Origin of the sequence: Sphingomonas sp. Leaf32 (genome assembly GCF_001421765.1) — a bacterium.
In the GTDB taxonomy this organism is placed as follows: domain Bacteria; phylum Pseudomonadota; class Alphaproteobacteria; order Sphingomonadales; family Sphingomonadaceae; genus Sphingomonas.
In genome coordinates this window covers 141,122-158,540 of sequence record NZ_LMLA01000007.1, presented here as the reverse complement: position 1 = coordinate 158,540, position 17,419 = coordinate 141,122, and the positions used below count along the sequence as shown (strand labels likewise).

The window sequence follows — 17,419 nt, the reverse complement described above, 5'->3', positions numbered from 1 at the left end:
CTCAGTTCCAATGCCACCAGCGCGGGCGGTCGATCCGCCGAAGATCGCGGATGGAACGCAGTTCTAGGAAGAAGGGCGATATCCGCCCGTTATGACCGTCGGTCGCGATAATCCGGACGGTCGCGTCGATATCCGCCTCGAATGCCGTTCCAAACAGGGGATCGCCATCCTCCACGGGTCGGACGTAAGCGAGTAGCCGTGCGGGTGGGTTCAGGACCCCGAACGATCCATTCTCACAGGTGATCGGCGATACCGTCATCAGACCACTGATGCCGGTCGTGTCGCCGGGAAAGTCGTAGCCGACCATGATCGTGACCCGGCCGGTCACCGGTTGTCCGGGGGCGAAATCCATATTCTCCCAGCAGGCCGGGAGCAGTCGTTCGACCTGCGTGCAGGATGCGAGCAGGAGCGTGGTCGGGAGCAGAAGCCGGGGAAGCATGGCCCGGTATCGCGCCGCCCGCCCGCCGGGGCAAGCGCGTCAGGCCACCGCCAGCACCGGCTGCGCCCCCAGCCCGGCATCGACCAGATTACCGACGAACTGGTCGGTGCAGTGCGACCAGCAATAGGCGGTGCCGGCGCGGGCGCAGGCGTCGCGGTCAGCGGTCAGTGCCTTCGCGACCGCGACCGCCAGATCGTCGTCGACCGCGCCGATCCGCTGCGGGCCGCCGCCCGTGCCGTCCGTCCCGATGATGTCGAGCGGCCCCGGCACCGGATAGCCGGCGACCGGCGTGCCGCAGGCCAGCGCCTCGATCATCACCAGCCCGAACGTGTCGGTGCGGCTGGGGAAGACCAGCACGTCGGCGGCGCGGTAGGCGGCGGCGAGGCCAGCGCCCTGCTTCACGCCAACGAACTGCGCCAGCGGATAGCGGCGCTCCAGTTCGGCGCGCGCCGGGCCGTCGCCGACCAGCAGCTTGGTGCCCGGCACGTCGAGCGCCAGAAACGCCTCGATATTCTTTTCGACCGCGATCCGCCCGACATGCAGCAGGATCGGGCGCGGCAGGGTGGCGACGTCGAGGCGCGAACCGTCGGGCTTGAACAGCGACAGGTCGACGCCGCGCGACCAGCGTTTCGTGTGGGCGATACCATGGTCGCGGAGCGACGCGGCGACGCGGGTGGTGGCGGTCATCACCCCGCTGGCCGCCGCATGGAAGCGGCGCAGGAACGGCCAGAACAGCCCGGCGGGCAGGTGGGTGCGCAGTGCCAGATATTCGGCGAAATTGGTGTGGAACGACGTGGTGAAGCGCGCACCCTGCCGCCGGCACCAGCGCCGCGCCGCCCAGCCGAGCGGTCCCTCGGTGGCGATATGGATCGCATCCGGCCGGAACGCCGCGATCCGGCGGCCCAGTTCCGGCCCGCAGCCCAGCGCCAACCGGATTTCGGGATAGCCGGGGCATGGCCGGGTGGCGAAGCCGTCCGGCGTATAGGTTTCGACGATGTGGCCGCGTTGCTGCAGCCGGCCGATCGTCGTCTGCAACGTGCGGACGACGCCGTTGACCTGCGGGCTCCATGCGTCGCTGACGATCGCGATCCTCACGCGGTGGCGACCGCCCGGCCGGGGGCGTCGGCCTTGCCCGCCGCTTTCGCCAGTTCCTTTTCCCACGTTTCGGCGCGCCAGTCGATCAGCGACATGGCGCCGCTGTGATCCTCGACCAGCGCGGTGCAGCTCTCCACCCAGTCGCCGTCGTTATAATACATGATGTCGCCGATCTGGCGGATTTCGGCGGTGTGGATATGGCCGCACACCACGCCGTCGACGCCATGTTCGGCGGCGGCATGGGCCACGGTCTCCTCGAACCGGCCGATGAAATTGACCGCGTTCTTCACCCGATGCTTGGCATAGGCCGACAGCGACCAATAGGGCAGGCCCAGCTTGCGCCGGGTGAAATTCCAGACACTGTTGGCCTTCAGCAGCGCGGTGTAGGCATAGTCGCCGAGGAAGGCGAGCCACTTGGCATAGAGCACCACGCCGTCGAACTTGTCACCGTGCAGGACCAGCAGGCGACGACCATCGGCGGTTTCGTGGATATCCTCCTCGACCATTTCGACGCCGCCGAATTCGAGACCGGTATAGTCGCGAAACGCCTCGTCATGGTTGCCGGGGATATAGATGACGCGGGTGCCGCGACGCGCGAACTTCAGGATCGAACGGATGACGTCGTTATGGCTCGACGGCCAGTACCAGCCGCGCCGGATCTGCCAGCCATCGACGATGTCGCCGACCAGGTACAGCGTCTCGCATTCGAACGAATGGAGGAAGTCGACCAGCTGGGTCGCGCTGCATCCGGGCGTTCCCAGATGGACGTCGGAGATGAAGACGGTGCGATAGGACTTCTTCGGACCATCCGCCTGATAGCTTTGCGGGTCGTTGATCCAGTCCGGAATCTTGCGCGCCAGCGACTTTACCGTCGATTCCGATACTTTTTGTCGATCGGTGCGGGATACAAATGCCGTCGTCATCGTACTTCTCCACGCCAGTGGACCGGACTTGCGTCCTTGCGATGCCGGTGCAGTAACGCCCCCACGCGACAATAGTATTTCGTGTGTGTGACGGCCGCTCTCATCAAACTGAAACCTTGCTGACATGGCTGCGCCATTGACCTGTCATCGACTGGCGTCATTGTGGCGGGCCAGACAAGCCGCACGGCGCTGGACAAGGAAACACACGGATTGGCTCAGGAACTGAACCGCGTCGGCGTGGCGAGCGCCTATGATCGCTGGGCGCCCATCTACGACCTGGTGTTCGGCCCGGTGTTCCGCCGGGGGCGTCGCGCGGCGATCGATGCCGCCGAGACGGTCGGCGGACGCATCCTCGAGGTCGGCGTCGGCACCGGCATCTCGCTGCCGCATTACCGGGCCGAAAGCCGGATCACCGGCATCGATATTGCCGACCAGATGCTCGACAAGGCGCGCAACCGGGTGAAGCGGCTGCGGCTCACCCATGTGGAGCGGATCGCGATCGGCGATGCCGAGGCACTGGATTTCGACGATGCGTCGTTCGACGTGGTGGTCGCGCAATATGTCGTGTCGGCGGTACCGCATCCCGACCGGGCGCTCAGTGAGTTCCTGCGCGTGGTGCGGCCCGGCGGCATGATCGTGATCGCGACCCGACTGGGCGCGGAAGCGGGCGTGCGCGCGAAGATCGAGCGCGCGCTGATGCCGATCACCAGCCGCCTTGGCTGGCGCACCGATTTCCCCTGGTCGATCTATGGCGACTGGGCGGCGCGCAACCCGCAGGCGGAACTGGTCGAGCGCCGGCCGCTGCCCCCGCTCGGCCATTTCTCGCTGGTGTGTTTCCGTCGTGCCGGCGTTGCGGCCCAGGACAACCACCCGACGCCCGCGCTCGGGGCGACCGCCTGAACCAAACCCTTTTTATCAAAGGTTTATTCGATGCCCGGATTCAAGGAAGCGCTGAAGGAACAGCGGTGGGACGATCATCGCTATTACCACCACAGCATCATCAACCAAGCGCTGCATTTCGTCAGCGCGACGACGTTCCTGATCGCCTATGTCGTGGTGTGGATCGATCCGGCGGTGGCGAGCCTGCTCGGCTGGCTGGTGGCGATGACCTCGCGGCAATCGGGGCATTTCTTCTTCGAGCCCAAGACCTACGACCATCAGAACCAGGCGACGCACGAGCACAAGGAAGAGATCAAGGTCGGCTACAACCTGTTCCGCAAGGTCGTCTTCATGGGCCTATGGGCGGCGACGCCGATCCCGCTGCTGCTCGACCCGACCTTCTTCGGCATCTTCGAACCGCATGTCGGCTTTGTCGGCTTCCTGCGCCACCTCGCGCTGCTGTGGCTGGCGTTCGCGGTCGGGGGCCTGCTGTTCCGGGTGATCCAGTTGTTCATCCAGCGCGACGTGATGACCGGGATCGTGTGGGCAACCAAGATCGTGACCGATCCGTTCAACGACTTCATCCTGTACCGCAAGGCGCCGGTGCAGTTGCTGAAGGGCGCGCGGATCGACACGGATTTGCAGGAAGCAGCGCGCCGGTAAGGAGCTAGCATCAGCTATCTCCGCAAATAAGGCGCGCCCGGCCGGCGGCGCGTATGGCGCCGTCCGACGACGCCGGCTTTGCCGGTGGCGGTTTTGAAAACACAGCATTTTTCCGCCAAAGTTCACAAAGTTCACACTCGCGACCGGTTTGCGCATTTGCGAACCGGTCGCAGCTTGTTGGGACGAAGCGATCGACGGGGAGAAAGAGCGGATGCGAGCATGACCACGCACGGCGCTGTAGGAAAGCGCCTCTGACACAGCCATGGTTGCTCGACGCCATGCTCGTTCCGCCCGTGCAACATTTACCGACCGCACCACTGTTAACCTGCCGCCGCCACCCCATATACGATATGGTCCCGTCGCACCCGGCTGGTCCTGCTACCGGCGCCGGCTGGTCGACCCCTCCCGCGTGGCCCGGCGGTCCGTTTGCTCGAATGATGACTGGACCGACATGCAGGACGATTGGCGACGGGGCGGCACGACCGCGGTGACGACTTCGCGGGCGATGAATGTGAGCATCGCGCAGGCCGATGTCGAGGCGCTGTGCCGCAAGCATGGCGCGTCGATCAGCGCGATCGAGACGCTGCATTCGGGCGGCACGCACGTGGTCCTGAAGAACGGCGATGCCGCCGAGACGATGCGCAAGGCGTTCGGCAAGAAGGTGATCGCCGGCAAGGTCGTGCGCACGCCATGGGTGCGGAACGGCTGAGCGGACAGGCGACACCCCCATGACCCGCGACACCCCGGCACTGGCCCGCGCGCTCGAACTGGCCGCAACAGGCGAGTTCATTTCGGTGAACCATATCCGGCAGGCGCTGCGCCGCGAGGGCTATACCTCGCTGGCGCTGGAGCTGTCGGGGCATCAGGCGAACCGCGCGATCATCGAGCAGTTGCACGCGGTGGCCAACGAACGGCGGGAATGAGGCGGGACGTCGAGGGTAGACCGGCCTTCGGCGATCCGGCTGGCCGCAGCGTCGCATCGGATTTGATCGGGGGCTTCGTTTCCTTACTGGCGTCGGGAAGAAGCGGGACCCCGGATCAAGTCCGGGGTGACGCAGAGGCACCCGTTTCGAGCGGAGCCACCTTGACCCGCCATACGGGCGGGAGCCGACGGCTGGTCAACAACGGTTGCGCCGGCCGCTCCTGGACCCCCGCCTGCGCGGGGGTACGGTTGTTGGATGATCCGGGAATGCGCAGCCCCCGCCGTAGTCAGGGGTTGGCTGGACGGGTCGTACGGGCGTCTCGATCATGTCCGGTGCCCCGCTGGATAGCGCCCCGCCTATCCCCGACCCAGCCGCCGTGACAGCGTTTCCTTCAACACCTGCCGCCGCAGTATCTTGTTGGTGGTGCCGGGCGCACTCCACCACCAGCCGTCGGCCTTGCACGCCTGCGCCGCCTGCACGAACCGCGCGACGACCTCGGCAAAGGCCGCGTCGTCATAGTTCAGGCTGAAGATCAGGCGGCCGGTGCCGACCCAGCTCAAGGCCAGCCCCTCGGCACGTAGATAATATTGCAGCATCCAGTTGTAGCGCGACGGCACGGTGTAGGTGATCGTCCACACCGTCTGCATCCCGGCCGCGCGGACTGGAAGCTCGGCGGCCTCCATCGCAGCATTGAACTGCGCCAGCCGCGCGTCCCAGCGGGCGTCTACGCCGTCGTACATCGCACGCACCTCCGGCGAATCGAGCCGTTCGAGAAACACGTCCATCGTGCCCATGACATAGGGGTGCGCGTTGAAGGTGCCGCGGGCGAAGCAGATGTCGGCGGGTGCTTCGGGGCGGAAGCGCTTCATCAGGTCGGCGCGGCCGCACACGACGCCGACCGGCAGGCCGCCGCCCAGCGTCTTGCCATAGGTCACCATGTCGGGTGCCACGCCGAACGCCTCCGCCATCCCGCCCTTCGCCAAGCGGAAGCCCATGAACACTTCGTCGAAGATCAGGACGACACCCGCCCGCGTGCAGACATCGCGCAGGCGCACCAGCCAGTCGCGATAGGCGGCGCGGTCGAGATGGGCCGAGCGGCTGCTGTCGATCATCGTGCCGTCGGACGGCGCGCCCTTGTTCGGATGCATCGCCTGCAACGGGTTCACCAACACGCAGGCAATGTCCTTGCGCGTCGCCAGTACGTGCAGCGTGCGGTCGGACAGTTCGGACAGGGTCAGCGTGTTGTCGGCCGGGGTCGGGTTGCCGATGCCGGGCTGCACATCGCCCCACCAGCCATGATAGGCCCCGGCGAAGCGCACCACGCGGCGGCGGCCGGTGTGATAGCGGGCGAGGCGCACCGCCTGCATCACCGCTTCGGTGCCGGACATGTGGAACGACACCTCGTCCATGCCGCTGATCGCCCGCAACCGGTCGACATTGGCGGCGATGACCGGGTGGTAGGTGCCGAGCACCGGGCCGAGATCGGCGACGCGGGCGCTCCCTTGCGCGATGCAGTCCTTGTAGAAATCATGGCCGAACAGGTTGACGCCGTAGGAGCCGGCAAGGTCATAGAAGACATTGCCGTCGAGGTCGGTGACGGTCACGCCCGACGACGACTGGTAGAAGGCGCCGGTCGCCAGTTGTTCGCGGACCTTCGCGCTGAACTGGAACGGCACGCGGTAGCGGCCGGTGAATTGCAGGTCGGACAGCCCTTCACGCAGGTCCTTCGTCGCCGCGACCGTCCGTGCAAAGCGGGTGGCGTAGAGGGCGGACAGGCGTTCGAACCCGGCGCGGCGCCGCGTGGCGATGTCGGCGGGCGCATCGTCGGCGGCGAAGAAGCGGGCGTCGTCATAATCGTAGAAGGCGATCTGGCGCGCGATCCGCTGGCCCCAGCGGACATGGCCGGTCAGCGAGCCGTGCTTGGCGCGGCTCAATCGGAGGCGGGCGCGGCCCTTGGTGGCGATCAGGCCGGCAGCACCGGCGGCGAGAGCGAGGGCGAGAGGCATCATGACTGACGCGAATATGACCCGATAAGGAAATATTGATGACGGCCATGGATCGCCTCGCCTCCTCGCCCGCCCCGTCCCGCCTCAGCCGCGCCATCGCGCGGCTGACCGACATCGAATCGCTGAACTATGCCGCGACCAACTGGCTGCCGCGCCGGACGCTGACCCGCGCGATGGGGTGGTTCAGCAAGGTCGAGCAACCGCTGGTGGCGAAGGCATCGATCGCGGTGTGGCGGACCTTTTGCGACGTCGACCTGTCCGATGCGGCGGAGACGCGCTGGCGCTCAATGCACGCCTGCTTCATCCGGCGGTTGCGGCCCGGTGCGCGCAGCTTTGCCGCGCAGGCGCATCAGGTGGCGTCGCCGTCCGACGGGATCATCGTCGCCAGCGGACCGATCACCGGCGATTCGATCGTGCAGGCCAAGGGGAAACGCTACTCGATCGCCGAACTGACCGGGGGCGAGGGCGAGGCGTATGTGGGCGGGAGCTTCGTCACGCTGCGGCTGACCGCCGGGATGTACCACCGGTTCCATGCGCCGCAGGACGGGCGGGTCGAGCGGGTGCGCTATTTTCCGGGCGACTGTTTCAACGTGAACCCGCCGACGCTCAAGCGGGTCGACCGGCTCTATTGCCGCAACGAGCGGGCGACGGTGCGGATGCGGCTCACCGACGGGACGCCGATCCTGCTGGTGCCGGTGGCCGCGATCCTGGTCGCGGCGATCCGGCTGACCTTTCTCGATACGGTGAAGCTGCTGCGCGAGCGGGCGGAGCCGGTCGCCGACATCGATGTGGCGGTTCGCCAAGGGGAGGAGATGGGGTGGTTCGAACACGGGTCGACCATCGTGCTGCTGCTGCCGGCGCCGTTCGTGCCGGCGGCCGGGGTGCAGACCGGCGACCGGGTGCGCGCGGGGGATGTGCTGTTCGAGCGGGTGGTGGTGGAGGATATTTAGGGCGCCCTACGCCTCGCATCCGTATCGTCACCCCGGACTTGTTCCGGGGTCCACCTGACCGCGGACACTGCCGATAGAGCCTCCGGCCGCACCGACCGCCGCACCGTGGACCCCGGAACAAGTCCGGGGTGACGAAGGGAGCGTGCTGCCGATGTGGCATTGACCGCCCCACCCGCCCCGCGCCACTCTGACGGCGACCAGAGGGGGGACGGGATGACGGGCATCGTCGATGCGCATGTGCATGTGTGGCGGATCGACGCGCCGTTCCATGGCTGGCCGGCGGCGTCGGATGGCGTTCTGTATCGCAGCCACGGTCTGGCCGATGCACGCGCGGCGATGGGCGATGCGCCGGTCGAACGGGTCGTGCTGGTACAGGCGCAGACCGACGACCGCGAGACCGACTGGCTGCTGGACCTGGCCGAGGGCGATCCGTGGGTTGCGGGCGTGGTCGGCTGGGTCGCGCTGGATTCTTCGGACGCATCGACGCGGATCGCGGCGCTGGCCAAGCGGCCCAAGCTGTTGGGCCTCAGGCCGATGGTGCAGGCGATCGCCGACACCGACTGGCTGTTGCGGGGCGATGTGGCGCGGGGGGTGGCGGCGATGGTCGCGAACGGGCTGCGGCTGGATGCGCTGGTGCAGCCGCGGCATCTGCGGATGCTGGCGACGTTCGCGGATCACTGGCCCGACCTGCCGATCGTGATCGATCATGCCGCCAAGCCGGTGCCGCCGGGCGATACGGACTGGGACGCGGGGATGGCGGCGCTGGCCGGGCGGCCTTCGGTGTGGTGCAAGCTGTCGGGACTGCGGACGGAGCAGGCGGCGGAGGCCGATCCGCTGGCACTGGGCGGGATGGTCGAACGGCTGCTCGGCTGGTTCGGGGAGCGGGTGCTGTGGGGCAGCGACTGGCCGGTGCTGTCGGCGGCGGGCGATGATTATGGCGACTGGCTGGCGACGACGCGGGCGTTGACGGCGGGGTTGCCGGACGACGCACGGGCGCGATTGATGGGGGGCGCGGCGCGGGCGTTTTACGGATTCTAGTGGCACGCCACCCTTCCACAACGCCCCCGCCGCCCGCTACAAGCACGCCCAACTCGAAGGGGAATTGCCATGGTTCGTTCGCTGGTCGCCGCGTTGCTGGCCTCATGCCTCGCCCTGCCTGTCGTGGCGCAGACCGCGCCGGCCGCGCCGACACAGGCCGCAACGCGCGATCCGGGGGCCAGTGCGCCGGTGCGCTACGATGTGTCGTTCCCGCAGACGCAGCATCACCGGGCGAAGATCGTGGCGACATGGCGCGGGGTGCCGGCCGGCCCCTTACGCGTGCAGATGTCGCGCTCATCGCCGGGGCGCTATGCGATCCATGAATTCGCGAAGAACGTCTATGACGTCAGCGCGACCGATGGCGCGGGGCGACCGCTGAAGCTCACGCGGACCGATCCCTATGGCTGGAGCGTGGCCGGTCACGACGGCACGGTCGTGGTCAGCTACACGCTGTACGGCGACCGGGGCGACGGCACCTATGCGCAGATCGACGCGACCCACGCCCATCTGAACATGCCTGCGACGTTCCTTTGGGCGACCGGATACGATGCGCAGCCGATCAGCGTGCGCTTCACCAGTCCCGACCCCGCATGGAAGGTCGCGACGCAGTTGCCGGCCGGGACCGCGCCCGGCAGCTATTGGGCGCCGAACCTGCAATATTTCATGGACAGCCCGACCGAGCTGTCGGACCATATGGTCCGCGAATGGCAGGAGGCGGGCAAGACGTTCCGCCTGACGCTGCACCATGGTGGCACTGCCGCCGACATGGACCGCTTCACCGAGAAGGCGAAGAAGGTGGTGGCCGAGGAGATCAAGATCTTCGGCGCGCCCGCCCCCTATGATTTCGGCACCTATACCTTCATCGCCGATTATCGGCCGTCAGTGAATGGCGACGGGATGGAGCATCGCAACTCGACGATCATCACCGATCGGCGGTCGCTGGCCGAGGCGAAGGACGACCAACTCGGCACGCTGGCGCACGAGTTCTTCCATAGCTGGAACGTCGAGCGGCTGCGTCCGCGCGAACTGGAGCCGTTCGACTTCACCCGCGCCAATCCGACGCCGTCGCTGTGGCTGGCCGAAGGGTTCACCAGCTATTACGGGCCGCTGTCGATCCGCCGCGCAGGGCTGGCATCGGTCGACGAGTATCTGGGCGAGATGGGGGCGATGGTGAACGGGGTGGTGAACAGCCCCGCGCGCATCGCGGCACGGATCAACGCATCGCCGCAGGAGATGAGCCTGCGCGCGCCGTTCGTAGATGCCGCCACCGCGATCGATCCGGTCGAGCCGAACATCTTCGTGTCCTATTACCCGTACGGCGCGGTGATCGGCCTGTCGCTCGACCTGCAGCTGCGCCAGCGGTTTCCGGGCAAGAGCCTCGACGATTATATGCGGCTGTTGTGGAAGACGCATGGCGCGACCGAGCAGCCCTATACCCCTGCCGACCTGCGCACGGCGCTGGCGACGCTGACCGGCGACCGCGCCTTTGCCGACCAGTTTTTCGACCGGACGATCGAGGGCAGCTTCCTGCCCGACTTCACGCCGCTGCTGGACCAGGCCGGGCTGGTGCTGCGCGCCGCTGGCCCAGGCAAGGGCTGGATCGGGCGGACGAATGCGACGCAGGAGGCGGACGGGGTGACGCTGGCCGTGTCGCCGGCGCAGAACACACCGCTGTTCGCCGCCGGCGCGGATCGCGGCGACGTGATCCTGTCGCTCGGCGGACAGCCGGTCGCCGATCTGGCGGCATGGACTGCGGGGGTCGCGGCGCTCAAGCCCGGTACGCTGACCCCGTTGCGCTATCGCCAGCGCGGGATCGAGCGCACGGCCATGCTGACCCCGGTGGCCGATCCGACACTGGAGATCGTGCGCGGCGAGACGGTCGGGCGGACGCCTACGCCACAGCAGCGGGCGTTCCGCCTGGGCTGGCTGGGCGCGGAATAAGCGGGATGCGGTTGTGCGCCGATGTCGGCGGTTCGTTCATCGACATCGCCGCGTTCGACGACGACGCGCGGATCGTCTGGCGGCGCAAGACGCCCACGCCGGTGACCGACTGGGCGGCGTTCGTCGCGGTGTTCGCCGATGCGGTGCAGGCGGTGTCGTGCGACCGGGTGGGCGTCGCGACCGCCGGGCTGGTCGATCCGCTGACGGAGATCGTCACCAGCGCGAACATCCCGTGCATCGACGGGCGGCGGCTGGCGCACGACCTTGGCAGCGCGATCGGCCTGCCGGTGCGGGTGGTGAACGATGCCGATGCGTTCGTGCTGGCCGAAGCGACGCTGGGCGTGGGCCAGGGGCATGACCGGGTGTTCGGCATTATCCTCGGCACCGGGGTCGGCGGCGGGCTGGTCGAGCGCGGACGGATCGTCAGCGGCACGGGCGGGATCGGCGGCGAATGGGGCCATGGGCAGGTGATCCATGCCAGCCCGCTCGCGCGGCACGCGATGCCGGTCTTCGCGTGCGGCTGCGGGCGGCGGGGGTGTCTCGACACGATCGGCAGCGCGCGCGGGCTGGAGCGGCTGCACCATTTCCTGCACGGCGTCGACGCCGACAGCATCGCCATCACGCAAGGCGCGGATGCGGGGAATGTGCGGGCGGCGGCGACGGTCGGCTGGTTCTGTGACCTGATCGGCGGGCCGATCGCGATGCTGCTCCATGCGGTGTCGGCGACAATCGTGCCGGTCGGCGGGGGGCTGGCCAACGCCACCGGGCTGATCGCGGCGCTCGATGCAAGGGTGCGCGCGAACCTGCTGATCCCTGTCACGACGCCGGTGGTCATGGCCGGCCGGCTGGGCGACGAAGCGGGGCTGATCGGCGCGTTCGTCGCGGGGGGATAGCGGCCGGAGGATAGTCCCACACCGTTCGTCCTGAGTAGCCATTGAGCTTGTCGGAATGGCGTATCGAAGGACCGCTGGTGGCAGGTACTTCGATACGGGTCTTCGACTTCGGTGCACAGCACCGAAGCCTGTCCTGAGCGCCTGCCGCAGGCAAGCAGTCGAAGGACTCAGCCCCTACTCAGTACGAACGGCTGGGTTCGATGTTCTACATCAGCGCCGATAGCCCGGACGACCGTTGCGGTCGTTCCTGTCGACGCGGACCTTGTACGATAGCGCGTCGAAGCGGCGGTCGAGGTCGCGGCGTTCCTGCATCGACAGGCCGTTCGAGCGGCGATAGCGCTGTTCGAGCCGGGCGATCTGGCGGAATTCGCCGCGCAGGTTCACCGCTTCACGCCGACTAAGCGCGCCGCTGCGGATACCCTGGTCGATGCGACGTTCGATCTGCGCCTGGCGCTGGTTGACCGACTGCCACGGCTGGGCGGCGGCGGGCAGAGCGGTCATCGCGACGCCGAGGCCGGCGAGCATCAGTGCGAACTTCTTCATCCCTCTTCTCCTGTATCGAACCACATTGGTCGACCGTGAAAATGGCGAACGCTTGTCGCAGGGGTTTGTCGCGAAATGGCGAAAGTTGTGTCGGATTGTCGCGGGTTGGGCGGGTTCGTTCAGCTTGGGCGACGCAATCCAGTATCGCGCCCGTCAGGTCGGCAACCCCTTCGCGCGCAGGATCGGAGTCAGCAGCTTTTCCATCGCGGCATAGCCGGCCGGGGTCGGGTGGACGCCGTCGTCGGCGAAGCCCGGCCGCATCGCACCGGCAGGGGTCGCGAGCGCCGGGGTATAGTCGACGAAGGTCACGCGATGCCTGGCGGCATAGTCCTTCGCCCACGCATTGATCGCGCGGATCGGTTCGACGGTGGCGAGGCCCGGTCGCCACGGAAAGCCGTCCGCCGGCGGTACGCTGGCGAGCAGCACGCCGATGCCGGCGTCTCGCGCGATCATCACCATCATCGCCAGGTTGTCGTGCGTCTGCGCCGGCGTCATTGGCCCGGTATTGCCGGCGATGTCGTTGGTGCCGGCCATGATGTGGACGTAGCGCGGGCGATGGGCGACGACGTCGGCCATCATCCGCAGCACCATCTGCGGCGTCGTCTGGCCGCTGATCCCGCGCCCCACCCGACCGGGGCGGAAGAAGGCGGGGCGGTTGCCGCGCCATCCTTCGGTGATCGAATCGCCCATGAACACGATGTCGGTTTTCACCCCCGACGCGGCGAGCGCGGCATTGTCGGCGGCATAGCGGCCGAGCCACGGCCAGTCGGTGGCGAGCTGCCGCTGGTGCTTCACCTCCCAGCTTTCCTCCTGCGCGGCGTGAGACGTGGCGGGGAGCAGGGCGGCCCCGGCGGCAAGGCCGAGGAAATGGCGACGATCGGGGGTCATAGCGATCCTTGCAGGCGGCAGATTTCGGGGCGGATGTCGCCGTCGCGCGGGGTAGCGCCACGGGCGTCGAACAGGAGGTTGGCGGGCTTGCCCCGGGCGCTGCGGGTCCAGGCCGGGCGGCCGTCACCATTGGGGTCGCCGGTCGTGGCGAAGGCGACCCAGTAATCCTGCATCCACACCGGCCCGGCGCGGCGGTCGTTGAAGATATAGTCGATCTCCGCCGCATGGGTCGTCGGCCCCGTGCCCCCGTCGCGGGCGAGATCGAACTCATAGCGCCATACCGGCCAGTTGCGGGTGGCGAGGAGATTGGCGAGCGTGTTCGCCGGGCAGCGGAAGGTCGCGTCGGTTGCGATCTGCTGGTCGCGGGTGCCCAGACGCGGATGGGGCAGCGGATCGGCATCGTCGAGCCGGTAGAAGGTCCGCGCCTCCTCCGCCTTGTCGCCGAACGACAGGTCGACGAACCCGTCGCGCGCCGGACGCCCGCCGGGCATGTCGAGTTCGAGCATGTTGCTGCCGATGATGACCGGGCGCTTGGGCGCGGTGACGAACAGCCGGTCGGGCGTGTCGGGCAGCACCGCGCCGTCGATCGTCGTGCGCAGATAGAGATAATCGTCGGCGGTCAGCTTCGCATCGTGCAGCTTGAGGTCGGCCGCCAGCAATGCGGCGGGCGATGCGGTGCGGAGCGCCGCGCTGCCCCGGACCCCAAGCAGCACATCGAGCTGATCGCCGATGCGGAATGCCTCTTTCAGCGGCCGCCACGGCAGGCCGAAGCCGGGCGTGCCCGATTCCATCGCCGCCTTGGCGAACAGCCCGCGCGCGAGCGGCGAGGCGAGGAGCAGCGACACGTCCTGCGACCCCGCGCTTTCCCCGGCGATGGTGACGTTATCGGGATCACCGCCGAACTTGGCGATATTGTCGCGGACCCAGCGCAGCGCCGCGATCTGATCCATCAGGCCGTAATTGCCGCTGGTCCCGCCGGCCTCGGCGGCGAGCGCGCGGTGGGGCAGGAAGCCGAAGATGCCTAGTCGATACTGGACCGCGACGACCACCACACCGCGCTTGCCGATCGAGGAGAACGCCATGTCGCCCGCCGACCCGGCGCGGTTGCTACCGCCGTGAATCCACACGATCACCGGACGCTTGCCCGCAAGCGCAGGCGTTCCGATGTCGAGCGTCAGGCAGTCTTCGCTGGCGAATACATGGTCGCCGCGGTTCCAGCCATAATCGTTCTGGAGGCAGGCAGGCGCGCGGGCGGTCGTCGCGCGGATGCCGGTCCATTCGACCACCGGCTGCGGTTCGCGCCAGCGATTGGCCCCCAGCGGCGGCGCGGCGAAGGGGATGCCGCGAAACAGGACGCGATCGGCTTCCGCCCTGCCCTCGACGATGCCACCGGACACGGAGACGCGGGGCGGGGCCGGGGCGGCGGTCGGGGTGGCTTCCTGTGCGGTGGCGGGGGTGGCCGTGGCCAGTAGGAGAGATGCCCAGATTGCCTTCATCGCCATGCCCCTATGTGTTGTCGCGGGTGTGCGAGTAGCAAATCCTCCCCGGCACGGGGAGGGGGACTAGCGAAGCTGGTGGAGGGGGTCGTCGGCGCAACGCAACCTTACCGTATGCGGGCGCCCCCCCTCCACCACCGCTTCGCGGCGGTCCCCCTCCCCGTGCCGGGGAGGATCTGTTATTTCGGGCAGCTCAGCTTGACGTCGGCCGTGGTGCCCAGCGCCACCCGTGCCACGCTGACGCTCAGCGCGCCGTCGGTCGCCAGCACGAACGGCGTGTCGACCTTGCCCATGTTCACATTGCCGCCGAAGCATTTGAGCGGCACGCCCAGTGTCTTCCACTGGCCGACGCCCAGCGGCTCCATCCGGCCGAGCGCCACCTGGCCATTGCCGGGTCCGCTGCGCAGCGACAGCGTGACCGGCCTGGTCGGGGCGGCGTCGACGCGCATCGTCGACACCAGCATGACATCGCCATTGGTCTGGCGGGTCAGATCGACCGGCGACTGGGTACTCAGCACGATCTGTGCCGGGCCGGTGCCGTCGACGACGAAGCGGCGCGCGCCTTCCTGAACGCCGTGGTCGGTCGCGGTGACCTTGACCCGGCCGCCGCCCGATTGCGCAGGCACGGTGGTGATGCGGGTGTTGCCGCCGGTGCCGGCGCCGCCGACCTCCAGCGACCATGCGGTCGCGGGCAGGCCCTTGTCCATGAATACGTCGCCGGCATCGACCTCCGCGACCTTCGGGTCTTCCGACAGCGCGGGCACGGTCGTGCGGGCAGCCCCGGTCAGGCCGTAACCGAGCGGGAACTGGGTCGGACCGGTGGCGTCGGCGGTCGCCGGCCAGGCAAAGGACAGCGTGCCGGTGAAGTCGCGCTTCGCCTTGCCGCTGCGGTCCTTGAGCAGCACGTCGGCGATACCCGCCCCTTCCGAACCGGGCAGCCACGCGACGACGAAGGCGTCGGCGGCGTTGATCGCGGCGTTCACGAACAGCGGACGACCGGTCAGCATGACGGCGACGACGGGAATGCCCTGCGCCTTCAGCTTTTTCATCGTTTCGATGGGTTGGCGCAGTTCGGGGCGCAGTTGCAGCGTCTTGATGTCGCCCTGGAACTCGGCATAGGGCGTTTCGCCGAACACGACGATCGCGGCATCGGGCTTCGCGCCGGTAAAGCTGCCGTCCGCCGACAGCGTGGCCGAACCGCCCGCCGCCTTCGCCGCCGCGTCGATCCCCTGATAGATAGAGGTCGCGCCGGGGAAATATTTCGGGTCGATGCCCGTCCCCTGCCACGTCAGCGTCCAGCCGCCCGACTGACGCGCGACGTCGTCGGCGCCGTCACCCGCAACCAGCACGCGCGCGCCGGCCTTGATCGGCAGCAGCGAGCCGTTGTTCTTGAGCAGCACCAGCGACTTCGCCACCGCTTCGCGCGCGATCGCGCGGTGTTCGGGGCTGCCGAGCAGGTCGAACTTGCCCGACAGCGGCCGCGACGAGGGCTTGCCCGCTTCGAACAGGCCGGCGCGCAGCTTGACGCGCAGGACGTTGGACACGGCATCGTCGAGGCGGCTCATCGGGACTTCGCCCGACTTGACCTGCTTGACGAGGTTTTCCCAGATCGGCTTCCAGCTGTCGGGCGCCATATACATGTCGAGGCCGGCGTTGATCGCGCGCGGGCACGATGCGTTGGTGCAGCCCGCGACCTGGCCGTGGGCGTTCCAGTCGCTGACGATGAACCCGCCAAAGCCCATGCGCTTCTTGAGCACATCGGTCATCAGGCCCTTGTGCCCGGTGATCTTTTCGCCGTTCCAGCTGCTGAAGCTGGCCATGACCGTCTGCACGCCGGCATTGATCGCCGAGACATAGGGCGTGCCGTGGATGTCGCGCAGCTGGGTTTCGGAAATCTTCGCGTCGCCCTGATCCTGTCCGCCGAACGTGCCGCCATCGGCCAGGAAATGCTTGGTCGAGGCGAGGACGTACGGTCCCTTCAACTGGTTGGTCGAACCGGGGGCGCCCTGCAGCCCTTCGATGAACTGGGTGACATAGCCCGCCACCAGCTTCGGATCGGACGAATAGCCTTCATACGCGCGGCCCCAGCGCAGGTCCTGCGGCACGGTGATCGTGGGCGCGAAGGTCCATTCGATGCCGGTCGCGCGGATTTCGGCCGCCGTCGCCTGCGCGATTTTGCGCATCAGCGCCGGGTCGTGCATCGCGCCCAGCCCGACATTGTGCGGGAACAGCGTCGCGCCGACGATGTTGCTGTGGCCGTGCACCGCATCGGTGCCCCAGATGACGGGGATGCCGACACCACCGTCCGACTTGTCCACCGACGCCGCATAGAAGCGGTCGGCGAGCTTCAGCCATTCGGACGCGGGGGCGAATTCGTCGTTGTTCGGCGCGGAGTTGCCGCCGTTCAACACCGAGCCGAGATGATAGCGCTTCACATCCTCGGGCGTCAGGCTGGCGATGTCGCCCTGCACGACCTGCCCGACCTTTTCCTCCAGCGTCATCCGCTTGAGCAGGTCGGCGATACGCGCCTCGATCGCCGGATCGGCCTTGTACGGCCAGCTCGCCCGCGGCCAGAGGTCGGGATGGACCGTCGCGGCGGGGGGCGGCGCGGGCACGGTCTGCGCGGCGGCGGGCAGCACGCCCATGGCCAGGGCCGATCCCAGCAATAACATCGTAACCGGTTTCATCACATCGCTCTCCCCGACGCGCGCACGTGCTGCGCGCCACTCTTTGTGCTCCGAT

Annotated in this window: 16 protein-coding genes; 8 read left to right on the top strand and 8 right to left on the bottom strand. The window is 68.0% G+C overall.

The features are described 5' to 3' along the window. Nucleotide 1: 1 nt before the first annotated feature. Genes ASE83_RS08510 through ASE83_RS08500 form a run of 3 tightly spaced genes read right to left on the bottom strand, consistent with a single transcriptional unit; the run spans nucleotide 2 to nucleotide 2,457 of the window. The gene (locus tag ASE83_RS08510) at nucleotides 2-439 is read right to left on the bottom strand and encodes a hypothetical protein (RefSeq protein WP_055788209.1); all 438 of its coding nucleotides are present in this window, start codon (nucleotides 437-439) and stop codon (nucleotides 2-4) included. Nucleotides 440-478: 39 nt separating this feature from the next. After that, nucleotides 479-1,534 (bottom strand): glycosyltransferase family 4 protein, encoded by a 1,056-nt coding sequence (locus tag ASE83_RS08505; protein WP_055788206.1) that lies wholly within the window; start codon nucleotides 1,532-1,534, stop codon nucleotides 479-481. Continuing rightward, nucleotides 1,531-2,457, bottom strand: coding sequence for a UDP-2,3-diacylglucosamine diphosphatase (locus ASE83_RS08500; protein WP_082443380.1), 927 nt, complete (start codon nucleotides 2,455-2,457; stop codon nucleotides 1,531-1,533). Before ASE83_RS08500 ends, ASE83_RS08505 begins: the two co-directional genes overlap by 4 nt. Before the next feature lie 210 nt (nucleotides 2,458-2,667). Here ASE83_RS08500 and ASE83_RS08495 point away from each other — a divergent pair, with 210 nt between their 5' ends. The 4 genes from ASE83_RS08495 to ASE83_RS08480 all read left to right on the top strand — a co-directional run bounded on the left by ASE83_RS08495 (nucleotide 2,668) and on the right by ASE83_RS08480 (nucleotide 4,922). Continuing rightward, on the top strand, nucleotides 2,668-3,357 hold the full coding sequence (locus ASE83_RS08495) for a class I SAM-dependent methyltransferase (protein ID WP_082443398.1): 690 nt from the start codon (nucleotides 2,668-2,670) through the stop codon (nucleotides 3,355-3,357). Between the two features lie 30 nt (nucleotides 3,358-3,387). Next, nucleotides 3,388-3,999 carry a hypothetical protein gene (locus ASE83_RS08490; protein WP_055788203.1) on the top strand — a complete coding sequence of 204 codons (612 nt, stop codon included), beginning with the start codon at nucleotides 3,388-3,390 and terminating at the stop codon, nucleotides 3,997-3,999. A 451-nt stretch (nucleotides 4,000-4,450) separates the two neighbouring features. Further along, entirely contained in the window at nucleotides 4,451-4,708 is a 258-nt protein-coding gene (locus ASE83_RS08485) for a hypothetical protein (RefSeq protein ID WP_055788201.1), read from the top strand. Nucleotides 4,709-4,727: 19 nt separating this feature from the next. Next, nucleotides 4,728-4,922 (top strand): hypothetical protein, encoded by a 195-nt coding sequence (locus ASE83_RS08480; protein WP_055788198.1) that lies wholly within the window; start codon nucleotides 4,728-4,730, stop codon nucleotides 4,920-4,922. A 356-nt stretch (nucleotides 4,923-5,278) separates the two neighbouring features. Here the strand turns inward: ASE83_RS08480 and ASE83_RS08475 are convergent, their stop codons facing one another. Next, nucleotides 5,279-6,931 (bottom strand): aminotransferase class III-fold pyridoxal phosphate-dependent enzyme, encoded by a 1,653-nt coding sequence (locus ASE83_RS08475; RefSeq protein ID WP_055788196.1) that lies wholly within the window; start codon nucleotides 6,929-6,931, stop codon nucleotides 5,279-5,281. Between the two features lie 35 nt (nucleotides 6,932-6,966). On the opposite strand from ASE83_RS08475, the gene asd reads away from it, so the two are divergent. From asd to ASE83_RS08455, 4 genes are all read left to right on the top strand, one after another. Further along, nucleotides 6,967-7,878, top strand: coding sequence for an archaetidylserine decarboxylase (gene asd, locus ASE83_RS08470; RefSeq protein WP_235513268.1), 912 nt, complete (start codon nucleotides 6,967-6,969; stop codon nucleotides 7,876-7,878). A gap of 213 nt (nucleotides 7,879-8,091) precedes the next feature. After that, on the top strand, nucleotides 8,092-8,916 hold the full coding sequence (locus ASE83_RS08465) for an amidohydrolase family protein (protein WP_055788190.1): 825 nt from the start codon (nucleotides 8,092-8,094) through the stop codon (nucleotides 8,914-8,916). Nucleotides 8,917-8,985: 69 nt separating this feature from the next. Beyond that, entirely contained in the window at nucleotides 8,986-10,857 is a 1,872-nt protein-coding gene (locus ASE83_RS08460) for a M61 family metallopeptidase (protein ID WP_082443381.1), read from the top strand. Between the two features lie 5 nt (nucleotides 10,858-10,862). Continuing rightward, a complete protein-coding gene (locus ASE83_RS08455) occupies nucleotides 10,863-11,750 on the top strand; it encodes an ROK family protein (RefSeq protein WP_055788188.1) in 888 nt (295 codons plus the stop codon). A 210-nt stretch (nucleotides 11,751-11,960) separates the two neighbouring features. Here the strand turns inward: ASE83_RS08455 and ASE83_RS08450 are convergent, their stop codons facing one another. The 4 genes from ASE83_RS08450 to ASE83_RS08435 all read right to left on the bottom strand — a co-directional run bounded on the left by ASE83_RS08450 (nucleotide 11,961) and on the right by ASE83_RS08435 (nucleotide 17,364). Next, complete coding sequence (locus ASE83_RS08450) at nucleotides 11,961-12,293, bottom strand: hypothetical protein (protein WP_055788185.1); 333 nt, start codon at nucleotides 12,291-12,293, stop codon at nucleotides 11,961-11,963. A gap of 153 nt (nucleotides 12,294-12,446) precedes the next feature. Next, nucleotides 12,447-13,181: a GDSL-type esterase/lipase family protein gene (locus ASE83_RS08445; protein WP_055788182.1), complete on the bottom strand. Its 735-nt coding sequence runs from the start codon at nucleotides 13,179-13,181 to the stop codon at nucleotides 12,447-12,449. Further along, nucleotides 13,178-14,683, bottom strand: coding sequence for a carboxylesterase/lipase family protein (locus ASE83_RS08440; protein WP_055788179.1), 1,506 nt, complete (start codon nucleotides 14,681-14,683; stop codon nucleotides 13,178-13,180). The genes ASE83_RS08445 and ASE83_RS08440 overlap by 4 nt, the downstream gene beginning before the upstream one ends. A gap of 173 nt (nucleotides 14,684-14,856) precedes the next feature. Further along, nucleotides 14,857-17,364: a glycoside hydrolase family 3 protein gene (locus tag ASE83_RS08435; protein WP_055788175.1), complete on the bottom strand. Its 2,508-nt coding sequence runs from the start codon at nucleotides 17,362-17,364 to the stop codon at nucleotides 14,857-14,859. Between the last annotated feature and the right edge of the window lie 55 nt (nucleotides 17,365-17,419).